This is a genomic window from Acaryochloris thomasi RCC1774 (assembly GCF_003231495.1).
Classification (GTDB): Bacteria; Cyanobacteriota; Cyanobacteriia; order Thermosynechococcales; family Thermosynechococcaceae; genus RCC1774.
Genome location: NZ_PQWO01000005.1, coordinates 59,939 through 77,502 on the forward strand (window position 1 = coordinate 59,939; position 17,564 = coordinate 77,502).

Here is a 17,564-nt window from a genome sequence, read left to right on the forward strand (position 1 = left end):
TCAAATGAGTGGAGCATGTCAGCATGATCACAGTCAGTCTTTCGAACTTAAACGGAGAAAATGGTTTTGTCGTCCGCAGAATTACCTTCCCAGATCCGTCAGAGGGTGTTGGCTCGTCTGTTAGTGGAGCGGGAGACATTAACGGTGACGGATTTGACGATCTGATTCTGGGGCCAGATAGTGGCATGTACAAATATGGAGAGACCAAAGTCTATGTCATATACGGAAGCAGTGAGAATACCAGCGGTAGCTTGGGCTTAGCCGATCTCAATGGAAACAATGGCTTTATCATCGAGAGTGCCAACCCCAACAGCACTTCCATTAGACCCTCCAGTTTTGGCAGCGAATACAGTATTGAAACGGGCACAGCGGACAGCAATGCCGGATTTTCGGTCAGTGGGCTAGGCGACATCAACGGAGATGGCATTGATGACTTCATTATTGGCGCACCCAGAAGACCGCTCAAGATACCATTCAGTCCCCCTACCCCCGTCGGTTCAGGACAAGGTTACGTCGTCTTCGGTCGTTCTGAAGGCTTTAGCAAAAACTTCAGCCTAGCCGAGCTTGATGGTGAGACAGGCTTTGTCATTGAAAGCGACACGACCGGAAGCCTCACCGGACAATCCGTCAGCAACGTTGGGGACTTTAACGGCGATGGATTAGACGACATTATCATTGGAGCACCTGGCTTAGACCCTGCAGGAACTAGCTATCTAATCTTCGGCTCAGATAAGGGCTTCGATAAAAGCCTTGCGCTATCAGACTTAAATGGCAGTAATGGGTTCGCCCTATCTGGCAGCAGCATTGGTGATCAAACGGGGACTGCTGTCAGTGGAGCAGGCGATGTCAACGGTGATGGATTTGATGATCTCATTGTTGCTGCCCCCAACGGCAGCAATGCAGCAGGCATTACCTACGTCCTTTTCGGTACTAATACGACGCCCAGAAGTATCAACGTCGACAGCTTAAATGGAAACAATGGTTTCGCAATCTTTGGAGAAGAAACATACGACATCTCAGGACTTTCTGTCAGTGACATTGATGACTTTAACGGCGATGGATTTGATGACCTCATTATTGGTACAGGGAGTGGCACAAACGGTGTAGGAGTAAGCCACGTGATCTTTGGACAAGCTGACGGTTTTCCTGCAGCTTTGAACGTGAACGAAATCGACGGCAGGAATGGCTTTAGCATCGTCGGTGAAGAACGGACTGGCGCAGGCCGGTCTGTCAGCGGTGCAGGTGATATTAATGGTGATGGCTTAGGTGATGTTATTGTCGGCGCCCCCGATACCAATTATTTAGCTGGCGCTAGCTACGTTCTCTTCGGCCAACAAGACAGCGTCGAGCCAGCCGTAGATTTAGCGAATCTATCTCCCAGTCAGGGATTCTTGATCCCCGGTGATGAGAACTTCAGTCGTGGCTCAAATTCGTACGCTTACATTGGCGATGCTGTCAGTGGAGCAGGCGATATCAATGGGGATGGGATTGATGACTTGGTCATCGGTTCAAGGGGCGGCTTCATCATAGGGACCGGTTCTGCACAGAGCTATGTTGTCTTTGGCAACGCTCCGCCTGAGCTTGATCTAAATTCCAAGCAGGATGGTTTGAACTCTACCGCAACCTTTACACAAGGAGCCATTTCCCTTGCTAGACCAGGTAGCATAGCGGTCACAGATGCCAACACTTCCACTCTGAGAAGCGCAACGATCTCAATTACTAATCCTCTAGATAATGAATCAGAGATCCTAGCGGCTAACGTTAATGACACTGAGATTACGGCCACCTACGACAGTGCGACATCGACGCTGACCCTGACCGGGAAAGATACGCTTGAGAACTATCAGCGAGTTCTAGCAACCATTACCTATAACAATACGGCTGATAGCCCTGACCCGACAGATCGCTCCATCCAATTTGTCATCAATGATGGTGCAGATTTTAGTAATGAAAGTGCGATGGCCGATGGCCGGTCGGAGACCATCGCAACGACAGCCATCACGTTCGAGTTACTTAACAGAATTGACGGCACAAGTGATCCCGATACGCTGTTCGGAAGCCGAGAAGCGGATCGAATTATTGGCTTCGGCGGCAATGACTTCATCTCTGGGCGTTCTGGCAACGATGTCTTAGCAGGCAGATCAGGAAACGATCAGATCTTTGGTAACAACGGCAATGATAGCCTCAACGGCAATCGGGGCAACGATTTGCTCAACGGCGGCAGCGGGGACGACCTCCTGAGAGCTGGACAAGGCAAAGATAAACTCTTCGGCAGTCGAGGAGACGATATTCTGCGGGGCAATCAGGGAAACGATATCCTCCTGGGCGGTTCGGGCAACGACAGCCTCAATGGCGGAAAGGGTCTTGACCTCTTATATGGCAGTAGCGGAGATGATTCCCTCAAGGGAGGCAGTGGGGGTGATCGACTGTTCGGCGGGGTTGGCGATGACACCTTGCGTGGCGGCAATGGCATCGACCTACTCCAGGGCAGTCAGGGTCATGACCGACTTGACGGCGGCTTCGGAAGCGACAGTCTCTTTGGCGGTGCGGGGAGTGATCAATTTGTGCTGCGGGCAGGCGACGGCAACGACATTATTTTTGACTATCAAGACGACATTGATTCTTTTGCTCTGGATGGTCTAGATTTAGCCGATCTTGAGATTCATCAAGGATTAGGTCAAACAACCGTTCGGGTCAGAGAGACACAAGAAACGTTGGCAACCTTGCTGAATATACAGGCATCGATAGTCGAAGACACAGATTTTACTATCTCAACTTAAAAGTCTTTTGCAAGCACAAAAGCTTTAGTTTTCACGACCCTCGCCCTAAACATTGAACTGCAATCCAGACAACAACCATGGCTAACTCAATTCTCAAGCTCGAAGATCTCAACGGCAGTAACGGATTTGCCATTGTGGGCAACGGTGTTCCTTACAGCGGGTTGGCCATCGATGAAGTCGGGGACATCAATGGCGATGGACTCGATGACATCATTATCGGCAACCCTGCTGGTGGTGCAGATTCATTGGGAGAAGGCTATGTCATATTCGGGCGCTCTGATGGGTTTATCGATCGGCTTGATCTATCTAGCCTTGATGGCAGTAATGGGTTCATTATCAACGGTATTGCTGGACTTACCCGTGGCTTTGGTATTGGTTCTTTCGCCCGTGGCCTCGGAGACATCAATGTAGATGGAATCAGTGATGTAGCCATTGGTACATTTTCAGGTGATTCAAGATTTGTCATCTTCGGTCAGTCCGAAGCTTTCAGCGCCAGTATTGATCTGCAGCAGAGCCAAAACGCTTCTGTTCTTAACGTTGCAGGTTTAGTGAGCAGTGTGGGAGACATCAATAATGATGGCTTTAATGACTTCATTTTTGAAGGATCTGCCAACAATACAGTCAATATCATCTTCGGTAACGGTCAAGGTTTTGACGACTCCTTCGACGGTACGAACGTAGACGGTACGAACGTAGACGGCACCAATGGCTTTGAACTGCAGGTGAGTGAGGAGATCTCCCTCATCCGAGATACAGGAGACATTGTTCAAGATGCAGGAGACATCAACGGCGACGGCATTAACGATCTCATTATCGGTCGTCCATCTAGACAAAATACAACAAGCACAAGCCACATTGTTTTCGGCAGCAGCCAAGGATTTGCAGCCAGTCTCAACGTTGCTAACCTAGACGGCAGTAACGGATTCACGCTTAATGGATCGGGAGACAGCGTTGCGGTCAGCGGCGTGGGTGATTTCAACGGAGACGGAGTTGACGACTTTGTGATCGGGGCACCGTTCGCCAGTCCCAGCAATACTGCTAGCGCAGGCCAAAGCTATCTTGTTTTTGGTGGCCAAGACTTTGAGGCCAATTTTGATCTGGCTGACTTAGATGGCACAAACGGTTTCGCTATCAACGGCATTGGCATCAGCGATCAAGCGGGTTATGCCGTTAGTGATGCAGGCGATATTAACGGCGATGGCTTTGATGACATCATCATCAGTGCCTCCCAAGTTCGCTCACCCGGCAACTACACGCCAACTTTTTCCTATGGCCCTGGTCAGAACTATGTCATCTTCGGGTCTAGCGGTGGTTTCCAAGATCAGCTGAATCTTGCAGATCTTGATGGCAGCAATGGTTTTTCTATTGAGGAGCCTGATCTCAACGGCAATTTTCAAAGCTCTTCTGTCAGTGGTGCAGGCGATATCAACGGCGACGGCATTGATGATCTGGTCATTGGCACTCCTGAAGACAGTACGAGCTACGTGGTGTTTGGCAATACTGCACCAGAGCTCGATCTCAATGGCTCAGACGATGGCAATAATATTTCCGTCAACTTTACCGGCGGTCCTATTCGAGTGCTTGAGAGCGCCAGCATCTTAGACTCCAACACTTCTACGCTGGCAGGTATCACCGTCACGATTGCCAATCCCTTAGATGGTAATGCTGAAACGCTAGCAGTTGAAACAGGCGGGACGAGCATCACCACTGCATTTGATCCGACGATGGCCACCCTGACGCTCAGCGGTCAGGACACTCCCGCAGCTTACCAACAGGTTCTTGCCACGCTGACCTATAACAACACATCGGCTAGCCCCAATAGCACTGCGCGTCGGCTCCGTATTGTCGCTGACGATGGCGAGGCTCACAGCAACAAGGGCAGCATCGCCATTGCTTCAGTTGTTTTTCCGCCTGCAGGTGAATTGAATCGTTTGCCTGAGGCTGAGAGGGATGCGATCGCAACCCTAGAGAATATCCCTATAACCCTCAACGTACTCGACAATGATCGCGATCTAAACGGTGATGCCCTAGAGCTTACGAACATCAACGTCAGCAATACTCGCGGCACCGTCACGGAGACCGGCAACGGCACCCTCAGGTATGACCCTAGTGGCGGATTTGATTTCCCGGCACCCGGTATTGAATTCACAGATCGGTTTGAATACACCGTCAGCGACGGCCAGGGCGGAACTGACACAGCAGAAGTCATCGTCACAGTCACGGGCACATTCGACACACCCTTTGAGCTAGCCGATCTAGACAGCAGTAGCGGCTTCACTATCGACGGTCTTCAGGCAGACGATCGCCTCGGCCGTGCCGTCAGCAATGCTGGCGATATTAATGGTGATGGCCTTGACGATCTTGCCTTCTTCTCGGGTGTCGAAGGCCTCATTGTTTTTGGTCAAGAGGCGGGCCAACCATCAGCGACGGATCTTACGGTGCTAGACGGTACGAACGGTTTCTCTCTTCGAAGTTCCTATGGCCCCAACGCCATCAGCAGCGCTGGCGATGTCAATGGCGATGGCTTCGATGATCTCATTATTAGCGAGGCAACCTACACCTACGAATCAGGCGGTCTTGGAACCTATATCGTTTTCGGCAGCGATCAAGGCTTCAGCCCTAGGCTTGGGATTGAAGATCTAGACGGTACCAATGGTTTTGTCATCTCTAGGATCAGCAATGCCGGTGCAGACAGCGTTTCTGCCGATGGCATCGGCGACTTCAACGGGGATGGTATTGATGACATCGTGACTGGAGACAGCGGTTCAGGGAACGGCTACGTATTGGGTTCCAGCACTGTTGTGTTTGGTACCACCAGTGGCTTTGACCCACGCATCGACCCTATAGCTCTTGATGGCAGTAATGGCTTTCAAATCACAAACTTGATTTCTCCGACGGTGGGGGCTGCAGGTGACATCAACGGCGACGGCTTTGCCGATATTGTTGTTGGCGATACCCGCAGAGACAACTACGACAGTCAGATTGGCAAAACATACGTTATTTTTGGAGGCCGTCGCGATTTTAACGCCAGTCTTGATACCTCTGAGCTAGACGGCACCAACGGCTTTGTTCTCGAAGGCGTCGTGCGAGGCGATCAAGCAGGGGGCGCAGTCAGTGGAACGGGAGATATCAATGGGGATGGCGTTGATGATCTGCTGATTAGCGCAACCGGTACTCGCTTTTTCGGCAACATCAATACGGGGCAAAGCTACATCGTTTTCGGCAACGCCAACGGATTCGACGCCACCGTTAGTCTTGCCGATCTCGATGGCACCAATGGTTTTACCCTTGCAGCCATTAATACCAATGCAGGCACATCGGTCAGTGGCGCTGGAGACATCAACGGCGATGGCTTAAACGACTTCATCGTTGGCGATACTGACGACTATGACAGCGAAGATAGCGGCAGAGCCTACGTCGTTTTTGGTCAAACAGAAGGGTTCTCCCCCATACTCAACCTGACAGAGCTGAACGGTTTTAACGGTTTCATCTTAAATGGCGTTGCGGCTAATGACGATGCGGGTAGCGCCATCAGTACCGCCGGAGACATCAATAACGACGGTATTGACGATCTGATCGTAGGGGCGCCCAATGCTGACCCAAACGGCAGAGATGATGCGGGAAGCAGCTACGTTGTCTACGGCAATGCCGCGCCTGAATTGGACCTTGATAATGGGCAGGCAGGCCGTGATGCAGCAATCACGTTCACGGGTGAAGCCGTCGCCATCAATCTAAATCTGACGGTTGCTGACGCCAATAGCCCCACCCTCGCAAAGGCAACCATTGTTATTACTAACTCTCTAGATAGTGCATCTGAGAGCCTAGCCGCAGTCGTCAATGACACGAACATCACCGCAGTATACGACAGTGCCCGATCAACCTTGACGCTCACTGGAGAAGATACGGTCGAGAACTATCAGCAAGCCTTGCAGACCGTTACCTATAGCAACACCTCAGCAGCACCTGACACCACAGAGCGCACCATTCAGTTTGTTCTGGACGATGGGTCTGGCTTTAGCAACAACAGCACGGTGGCAACCACGACAGTCTCCTTCGAGCTGCTAAATCAAGTTAACGGCACCGACAATGCGGACCGGCTGACGGGCACACCTGATGAAGATCGAATCCGCGGCTTTGGCGGCAATGACTTCATTCGCGGACGTTCGGGTAACGATGTACTAATTGGCAACTCTGGCAAAGATCAAATATTTGGCAGTCGAGGCAACGACTCTCTCTACGGGAATCGGGGCAACGATCTTCTCAATGGCGGCAGCGGCAACGACCTCCTGAGAGCTGGGCAAGGTAAAGACAAACTTTTTGGCAGTCGAGGGGACGATATTCTGCGGGGCAACGACGGGGACGATCTCCTCTTGGGTGGTGCGGGTAATGACCGCCTCAATGGTGGCAATGGTCTTGATCTATTAAACGGCAGCAACGGCGATGATTTCCTGAAGGGAGGCAAGGGTGATGATCGACTGTTCGGCGGGGTCGGCGATGACACGCTGCGCGGCGGCAATGGCGTAGACTTACTCCAGGGCGGCCAGGGCAATGACCGACTTGACAGTGGCTTTGGGGGCGACAGTCTATTTGGCGGTGCTGGAGCCGATCAGTTTGTGCTGCGGGCAGGCAATGGCAACAACACGATTTTTGACTATCAAGATGGCGTTGATTCTTTTGTGCTGGATGGTTTAGATTTTGCCGATCTTGAGATTCAGCAAGGATTAGGCCACACAACGATTCAGACCAAAAACGAGCATACTTTAGTCACCTTAATTGGCATTCAAGCGTCTGCAATTGAGGCCACAGATTTTATTGTGCTGGTCTGAGTACTGCCTAAACTGATCACCAGCACTTTTCATACTGCTTAAAATCAGCAGTGAACGACTGATTCACCCAAATATTTGATAGCGAGCATAGAGATGGACAGCATCATCATTCAAGCCTCTGACCTTGATGGCAGCAATGGTTTCATCATCAGCGGTATCAATACAAACGACCAGACTGGTTTCTCAGTTAGTGCCGCAGGCGATTTCAACGGTGATGGCATTGGTGATCTGATCATTGGAGCACCCGCAGCCAACGCTCAAAATAGCCTCGGTAAAAGCTATGTTGTGTTCGGACAATCAACGGGCTTCAATGCCAGCCTGGATTTGGCTACATTGGATGGCAGCAACGGTTTCGTCCTCAATGGCGTTGAAGCAGGGGACTATTCTGGTTTCGCAGTTAGCAGTGCAGACGTTAATGGCGATGGTTTCGATGACGTCATTATTGGTTCATCGGGGCCATACTTTAATGCGCCCGGTGCCAAAACCCATGTTGTCTTTGGTCAAGCTGGCCCATTCTCTGCAAATGTTGACCTGTCGGATCTTGATGGCAGTAACGGTTTTCTCTTCAATGGCAACGTCGTCGCCAACTTCCCCGGTACGTCTGTCAGAGGTGCAGGAGATATTAATGGAGATGGCCTAGAGGATGTGATTATTGGAGCTTCCGGCGCCAATGATGATGTGGGAGAAAGCTATGTCATTTTTGGTCAGACTGAAGCATTCTCGGCGAGCTTTGGGGTTTCAGATCTCAATGGCAGCAATGGTTTTGTCATCAATGGCACTACCACACGTGGCAACTTTGGCTGGTCAGTCAGCGGTGCGGGTGACGTCAATGGAGACGGTTTTGACGATTTGATTATCGGCGCGATCAGTGGTGGACGAGGTGGTCGGGGACGGAGTCATATTGTGTTTGGCCAAGCAGCAGCATTTGCACCAACGTTTGATATCACAAGCTTGAATGGTACGAACGGCTTTGTGTTGACAGATGGCGGCAGTTTTTCCGTCAGCAGTGCTGGCGATATCAACAATGATGGTTTTGATGATTTCGTGGTTGGTGCCAGAGATGACGGGGAAGATGGCCGGAGTTACGTCATATTTGGTGATGCTGAAATTGGAGCATCGGGTAGTCTTTCTCTCACTGCCCTCAACGGCAGTAATGGTTTTGCAATCAATGGCTCTAGCACCTTCAGTGGGGAATCAGGATATTCGGTCAGTGGGATCGGTGACGTCAATGGGGATGGCATAGATGACCTTCTGATTGGTGATCCCTCGGCTGACCCGGACAATGGCAGCCTGTTGGGAATACTCGAAGGGCAGAGTTACGTCGTCTTTGGTCGGACTGATGGATTCTCAGCAAGTTTAGATCTAGCTGCTCTAAGCGGTGACGAGGGGTTTGTCATTGACGGTACTGATGCCTATGACAATCTTGGGTTTTCGGTGAGTGGTGCTGGAGACGTGAATGGCGACGGCATTAATGACATTATTGTGGGTGCGCCAGGCGCTGATGTCAGCAATGGTCAAGGTAGTGAAGTTGGCGAAGGTTATGTGATTTTTGGCAATGCTGCGCCGCAGCTTGATCTCAACGGTGGCTCAACAGGAATCAACTTTGAAGCAGTCTTTGAAGGAAATGCGGTTGCGATCGCAAACCACTTCAACTTAAGTCTCACCGACCCCAATAATACTTCCCTCGTAGGAGCAACCATCGAGATCACAAACGCCATTAATGGTGCAGCAGAAGGACTGGCTGTTGATACCCAAGGGACAAATATCACCGCTAGCTACGACGCAGAAACTGGGACGCTAACGCTAACAGGGGAAGATACCGTCACCCAATACCAGCAGGCCTTGCGGACCCTGACCTATAACAACAGCGTTGCCAATGCAAACACCACCGATCGATTGATTGAAGTTACCGTGGATGATGGCGGGGCTTTTAGCAATGTAAGTGCGATCGCAACTGCAACCGTCACCTTTGCACCAGACCTCCCCAACCTCCTGCCTAATGCAACCGACGACAACATCACAACCGCCAATAGTGGCCCGATCACCATTGACCTGCTGGCAAATGATAGCGATCCCAACGCAGATGCAATCAAGGTGGTTGAGATTGACACCTCCAATACCCGAGGAGCAGTCAGCCTCAATGACGAAGGTACAGTAACCTACAATCCCCCACCTGCATTTGCCGCTATACCACCCGGAATTAGTCTCACAGATAGCTTTGGCTATACCATCGAAGACGATTTGGGGGGCCAAAGCACTGCAACGGCCACCCTCACTGTTGCCGGCAGCACCATTCCATCAACCCTCGATCTTGCAAACCTCAACGGCAATAATGGCTTCACAATTAACGGTGTTAGTGCCGAAGATTATACAGGTCACTCTGTCAGCAGTGCCGGTGACATCAACGGTGACGGGTTCGACGACGTCATCATTGGAGAAAGTGAGTTTAAGCGAGGCTACAGCGATAGATTTCGTTCAGGCAAAAGCTATGTCGTTTTTGGCAATCAGCAAACCTTTGAACCCGCCTTAGACTTATCAAACCTTGATGGCAGCAACGGATTCGTGCTGGATGGTATCGCAGTCGGGCCGCGCGGCTTAGCCGTCAGTGATGCCGGCGACATCAACGGTGACGGACTCGATGATTTACTCATTGGGGCACCGAACGCAGGCCCTAATCCTGGTAGTGATGGTGCCGCCTTTTCTGGACAGGCCTATGTCGTGTTTGGCACCACTGAAGGGTTTGCCCCTAACGTAGATCTACCTGGCCTCAATGGTCAAAATGGTTTCATCATCAACAGTATGGGTGATTATGATCTATTGGGGACCTCCGTTAGCAATGCTGGCGATGTGAATGGGGATGGGATAGACGATCTGATTGTTGGCCCCTTGCGGTCAGATCAGTACTACTCGGGCGAGAGCTATGTGATATTCGGACGGACCGAGGGATTTAGCTCAACGCTTAGCCTTGCTGATCTCAACGGCAATAACGGCTTTATCATCAATAGCAATGGCCGTGAACTCTATGACGCCTCAGTGAGTAGCGCCAGAGATATTAACGGCGATGGAATTGATGATGTCGTCATTGGTGCCCCCAACGGAGATCCGAATGATCTCGTAACATCTAACGGCATTGGACAAAGCTTTGTCGTGTTTGGAAGCAGCGAGGATTTTAGCACCCGTCTTAATGTTGACGACCTCAACGGCAGTAATGGTTTTGTTCTCAATGGTTTTGCCGTCAATGGCGAAGTCGGGACTGCCGTGGGGCGCGCTGGAGATATCAACGGTGACGGGATTGAGGATTTAGCAATTGGCGCGCCAGAAACTGTCTTTCTAGACGGCAGCAGACCCAATAGAGCCGGTCAGACCTACATTATATTTGGGACAACAGCGGGATTCGCATCAGACCTCAGCTTGGCAGACCTAGACGGCAGCAATGGTTTCACGATTAATGGAACCAATAGCGGTGACATGCTGGGCACCTCTGTTAGCAGTGCCGGAGATATCAACGGCGATGGGATTGAGGATCTCTTACTTGGCGCACCCAATGGCGGCACCCGTGCCAATAGCTATGGCTATGGTCGCCGCGCCGCGAGTGAGCCAGGTACAAGTTATGTCATCTTTGGAGATGCTGCAGGGTTTGATGCCAGCCTTGATGTCGCTGACTTAGACGGCAGCAACGGCTTAAAAATCCCCGGCATTGCTGCAGGAGACGGTGCCGGTGAATCAGTCAGCAGCGCCGGAGATATTGATGGTGACGGACTGGACGATTTAATCATCGGGGCACCGTTTGCGGGTCCATCAATCACCCGAACGATCTCAACCTATGACGGCAGTACGTTCGAGACGACCTACAGCAATAGCCGTGGCGAAAGTTATGTCATCTTTGGCAATGTCGCACCGGAACTAGATTTAAATGGATCTGAGTCTGGCATAGATTTTGTGACCACTTTTGATGGCAGTAGGGCCGCATCTTTGGGTCGTGACCTCAGCTTGTCCGACAACAAAAATCGCTTGATTGGCGCAACAGTGTTCATTACCAACCCTGTAGACAGCGAAGCAGAAGTTCTGGCAGCTCAAGTCGAGGGCACAAATATCTCCGCTACATACGCTGCTGACTCAGGTATCTTGACCCTCAGTGGAGAAGATACGATTGAGAACTACCGGCAGGTCCTACAAACCGTTACCTACAGCAACACATCAAATAATCCTGACACCACAGATCGCACGATTCAATTCGTTGTGAATGATGGATCACACTTCAACAATTTCAGCACTGTCGCTACCGCCACAATTACCTTTGAGTCACTCAATCAGATTGACGGCACAAATACTAATGATCAGCTGGTTGGGACGCGTGACGCTGATCGAATTATTGGCTTCGGCGGCAATGACTTCATCACCGGACGCTCGGGCAATGACAGGTTAGCAGGGCGCTCCGGAAACGATCGGGTCTTTGGGGAGCAAGGCAATGACATCCTCAACGGCAATCGGGGTGATGACTTGTTGAATGGCGGCAGCGGGAACGATCTCCTCAGAGCCGGCAAAGGTAAGGATAAGCTCTTCGGCAGCCGAGGAGACGATATTCTCCAAGGCCATGACGGGGACGATTTTCTCAGTGGTGGCTTGGGCAATGATAGTCTCAATGGCGGCAGCGGTCTCGATCTGTTGAGTGGCGGCAGCGGCGATGATTTCCTCAAAGGGTTCAAGGGTGATGATCGGCTGTTTGGTGGGGTCGGCGACGATACGCTGCGCGGCGGCAATGGCGTAGACCTACTCCAGGGCGGGCAGGGTAATGACCGGCTTGACGGTGGCTTCGGAGACGACAGCCTATTTGGCGGTGCAGGTGTCGATCAGTTCGTGCTGCGGGCAGGGGACGGTAAAGACACCATTTTTGACTATCAAGATGGCATTGATTCTTTAGGGCTAGATGGTCTAGATTTTACTGATCTTGAAATTCTTCAAGGAGCGGGACAGACAACGATTCAGATCCAAGAGACCCAAAAAACTTTGGCAATTTTGCAGAACGTACAGGCATCAATTATCGAAGACACTGATTTTACTGTTCTGACTTGAGAAATATTTAAAATCACTCAATCGATTGTTTTCATTACTGTCCCCTCAGGCCTCTAACTTCAACCCAGATAACAGCTATGGCTAATTCAACCTTCAACCTCTCAGACCTCAACGGCAATAACGGATTCTCACTCAATAGTCGTGGCCCCAGCTCCTTTGATCAGAGAACACTCTCGGTTAGCGGTGCAGGAGATATTAACGGAGACGGAATCGACGATCTAATTATTGGAAATGCCAACGTTGGCGACCCATATGATGGCGGAGAAAGCTACGTTGTCTTTGGCCGCTCTGATGGCTTCAGTGCTAGCGTTAGTCCAGCTAGTTTAGACGGCAGTAATGGTTTTATTGTTCGAGGGGATGAACGAGGAGATCAGGCTGGCTCTACTGTCAGTGGCGTAGGCGACATCAATAGCGACGGTATTGATGACGTCCTGATTGGCGTACCCGGTCGTGATACCAGCTACGTTCTCTTCGGTCAACGTGGCAGCTTTGACGCCAGCATCAGCCTGTCGCAGATTGATGGAACAAACGGCTTTGTCATTGAAGGTAGCGCTTTCCTAGACAGTGTTGGTGACGTCAATAATGATGGCGTTGATGACTTAATTGTTCGGGATACATCTAACAGCACAAACTTTGTGATATTCGGAAATCGTCAGGGGTTTAGCACATCCTTTGATGTGACGACCCTCAACGCCAATGATGGTTTCGCTGTGCAGGGAGAAGATATCCGCACCCTCTCAGTGAGCGATGCTGGAGACGTCAACGGAGATGGCATTGACGATCTCATTATTGGCACAAGTCGTACCCGCAATTCTGTCCCTGCAGAAGAAAGTCACGTCATTTTCGGGAGTGGTCAAGGATTTGATGAAACGCTTCGCCTCGAAGACTTAGATGGCAGCAACGGATTCACTATTAACGGGATTGACGCCTTTGATAGCGCTGGCTATTCGGTGAGTGGGGCAGGCGATTTTAACGGTGACGGCATTGACGATCTCATTATCGGTGCGCCGAGGGCTAATCCCAACAACACTGCAGCAGCAGGTGAGAGCTATCTTGTTTTGGGCAGCAATCAGGGATTTGAGGCAGATTTTGATCTTGCAAACCTTGATGGCACAAACGGTTTCGTCATTAGTAGCGCTAGCATCGCTGACTCTTCAGGTACATCTGTTAGTAGCGCTGGCGATATCAACGGTGATGGGTTCGACGACCTTTTAATCGGCGCTCCTCAAGTTCGGTCGCCAGACAACTATCTGACCTTTGGCTACGGCCCAGGTGTAAGCTACGTCGTCTTTGGCTCTGGGGCTCCATTTAAAGCAGAGCTTGATCTTGCCGAGCTTGACGGCAGCAACGGTTTTTCAATTCTGGGCGTTGCGCCGACCAATGCTAAATATTCTTCTGTTAATCAGGCTGGAGATATCAACGGTGATGGCATTGATGATCTCGCCATTGGTGTGCCCTACAAAGACAGGGGCACAGGCTATGTCGTCTTTGGCAATATTGCTCCAGAGGTAGATCTCAATGGTTCAGAGGATGGGCGTGATATTGCGGTTAACTTCTCTGGTGGTCCTGCTCAAGTTTTTGAAGATACAACCATTGTCTTATCCGATCCAAATTCTCCTGTACTGACAGGCGTCACCGTTAGCATTGCCAACCTTCTCGATGGTGATGCAGAGGTACTCTCTGTAGATGCCGGTGGAACCAATATCAGCGCTGACTTTGATCCTACTCTTGGCATCCTCACGCTCAGCGGTAGCGAGACTCAAGATGCCTATCAACAGGTTCTGGCAACGCTCACCTACAACAATACGGCGATCAATCCAAATGAGACGGCTCGACGGCTGCGAGTGGTGGCAGACGATGGCGAAGCACATAGCAATACAGGGAATGCTGCGATTGTCTCCGTTGTTTTTCCTCCGGGTGAGCCTAACCTGTCTCCTGAGGCGACGGATGACACGGTCATAACCTTAGAAAATTCCCCCATCACCTTCAACGTTTTCGATAACGATAGCGATGCAAATAGCGATGCGTTAACGCTTGTGGGTGTTGATGTTAGCGGTACCCGTGGGTCAGTCATTGATCAGGGTAACGGTACCCTCACCTATGATCCCAGCGGTGCGTTCGATTTTCCTGCGCCCGGTGTTACATTCACCGATCGCTTTGAGTACACGGTCAGTGATGGTCAAGGGGGACTGGATACAGCGGCAGTAACGGTAACGGTTAGGGGAGGATCCACCGCCACTTTGGAGCTTTCTAGCTTAAATGGCCGCAATGGCTTTGTGATCAATGGCCTACAGGAGGGCGATCTTCTAGGCAGTGCCGTTAGCGGTGCTGGCGATATCAACGGAGATGGAATTGACGATCTAGCTGTCAGTCTTCAAGGTCAGTCAGGGAATGAAAGCTACATCATCTTTGGTCAAGAATCAGAATTATTCGAAACCTTCGATCTAGCGACGCTTGATGGCAACAATGGTTTCTCTTTTTCAGGCACCTCGTCCGGTCGCTTTAATCCTTCCATTGGCAGTGCTGGAGACATCAACGGGGATGGCTTCGACGATCTGGTTATCGGTGATCAGAATGCAGATTTCGGGAATGACGCATTTTACTATCCTCGAACAGGTGCAGCCTATATCGTTTTTGGCAGTGATCAGGGTTTCAATGCCAGTCTTGAAGTAAGTGATCTTAATGGCGCTAACGGTTTTATTATTCCTGGGTTTAAAGAGCCTGGTGCGATAGGAGGCTCTGTCAGTGGAGGAGATTTCAATGGTGATGGCATAGATGATCTGATTATCAGAGGTCCAGGAGATATTGAATCTGATTTCAGGGGCGGTTTTCGACTAGGGGAAAGCTACGTCGTATTTGGTCAATTAGATGGCTTTGACTCCAGCTTTGACCTCACGACCCTTGATGGTACCAATGGTTTTCTAATTGCAGGCCTAGAAGATCCAATGGAGGTATCCACAAGCGATATTAACGGAGACGGTTTTTCTGACATCATTATTGGTGATACTCGGCGTCCTTACTACGGAAGTAAGACAGGCAGAGCATACGTTGTCTTTGGCGATGGGAATGCCTTCAATGCCAGCGTCGACGTTGCTGATTTAGATGGCTCTAATGGCTTCGTTGTTGAAGGCTTGTTCCGCGGTGATCAAACAGGGTTCTCAGTTAGTGGCACCGAAGATATCAACGGAGACGGCATTGATGATTTGATTGTGGGTGCTATTGGCAGCCCCAATACTGGACAGAGCTATGTTGTCTTTGGCAACACTGGCGGGTTTGATGCTAGCTTTGACCTCGCGGATCTTGATGGTACCAATGGATTTGTCATTGCAGGTATCAATCGTGGTGATTCTGCTAGTGTCTCTGTTAGTGGGGCGGGTGACGTCAACGGCGACGGTCTCAGCGACCTGATTATTGGAGCGAGTCGAGCCGATTCAAATGGCAACGAAGACAGCGGTGAGGCTTATTTTGTCTTTGGACAAGCAGAAGGATTTGCGTCGACCCTCAATCTTGGAGATCTAAATGGTCTCAATGGCGTTGTCTTAAATGGTGTTGCAGCTGGCGATTTGACAGGCCGCTCAGTCAGTGGCGCTGGAGATATCAACAATGACGGCATTGATGATGTCCTGGTGAGCGCGCCAGAGGCGGATTCGAATGGTAACAATGCGGGTGCCAGTTATGTTGTGTATGGCAATGCTGCGCCAGAGCTAGATCTCAATAGCGAGCAAGCAGGCAACAGCTTTACCACCACTTTTATGGGTGAATCGGTCTCAATCGCTAGCAGCGATAGTCTCACAATTGCAGATGCTAACGACGCAACGCTTGCAGGAGCCGTCATTGCGCTTACCAATCCGCTAGATAATGAGGCAGAAGTCCTGACAGCTGTTGTCGATGGTACAAACATCACGGCTAGTTATGACAGTACAAGCTCAACGTTGACGCTTGATGGCGAAGATACGACGGGGAACTATCAGCGGGTACTACGCACGGTTACGTACGACAACTCCGCAAATCAGCCCAGCCTTGACGATCGTATTGTTCAGTTTGTGCTCGACGATGGGGCAGCGTTCAGCAATACCAGCGCAGTCGCCACGACAACGGTTTCATTCGAGCGATTCAATCGGATTGACGGTACAAATGATGCAGATCGACTTGTGGGCACCCAAGAAGCAGACAGAATTATCGGCTTGGGCGGCAATGATTTCATCTCTGGGCGTTCTGGAGATGATTCTCTAGCGGGCAAAGCTGGAAATGATCAAATATTTGGCGGTCAGGGCAATGACTTCCTCAATGGCAATCGGGGTGACGACTTCCTCAATGGCGGCAGCGGAGACGATCTCTTGAGAGCCGGAAAAGGTAGAGATGCACTCTTCGGCAATCAGGGCAACGATATCCTGCGAGGTAATGAAGGGGACGATATCCTTAATGGTGGTTCAGGCAATGACAGCCTCAATGGCGGCAGTGGCTCGGATTTATTGAGTGGCGGCAGCGGCGATGATTTTCTTAAAGGGTTCAAGGGTGACGACCAACTGTTCGGCGGAGTCGGCAACGATACGCTGCGCGGCGGCAATGGTATAGACCTACTTCAGGGCAGTCAGGGCAATGACAGACTTGACGGCGGTTTCGGAGGCGACAGTCTCTTTGGCGGTGCTGGGGCTGATCAGTTTGTGCTGCGGATAGGCAACGGCAACGACACCGTTTTTGATTATCGAGATGGCATTGATTCTCTAGTGCTGGATGGTCTAGAGTTTGCTGATCTTGAGATTCTCCAAGGTCGTGGACGATCCACAATCCAGGTTGCATCGACAGAGGAAGCCCTGGCAACGCTGGTGGGTATCCAAGCCAGCAGTGTTGATCCAACAGATTTTATGTCCTTGACCTAGCCAAC

General features: G+C 50.8%; 4 protein-coding genes. All 4 read left to right on the forward strand.

Annotated elements, in window-relative coordinates; translation table 11 throughout:
* Positions 1-23 precede the first annotated feature (23 nt).
* On the forward strand, positions 24-2,780 hold the full coding sequence (locus C1752_RS09830; RefSeq protein ID WP_110985896.1) for an FG-GAP repeat protein: 2,757 nt from the start codon (positions 24-26) through the stop codon (positions 2,778-2,780).
* A gap of 77 nt (positions 2,781-2,857) precedes the next feature.
* The gene (locus C1752_RS09835; protein WP_110985897.1) at positions 2,858-7,606 is read left to right on the forward strand and encodes a beta strand repeat-containing protein; all 4,749 of its coding nucleotides are present in this window, start codon (positions 2,858-2,860) and stop codon (positions 7,604-7,606) included.
* Between the two features lie 93 nt (positions 7,607-7,699).
* Positions 7,700-12,679 (forward strand): cadherin-like domain-containing protein, encoded by a 4,980-nt coding sequence (locus tag C1752_RS09840; RefSeq protein ID WP_110985898.1) that lies wholly within the window; start codon positions 7,700-7,702, stop codon positions 12,677-12,679.
* 77 nt (positions 12,680-12,756) lie between these two features.
* Positions 12,757-17,559, forward strand: a complete 4,803-nt coding sequence (locus C1752_RS09845) for a beta strand repeat-containing protein (RefSeq protein ID WP_110985899.1) — start codon at positions 12,757-12,759, stop codon at positions 17,557-17,559.
* The last annotated feature ends 5 nt before the right edge of the window (positions 17,560-17,564 follow it).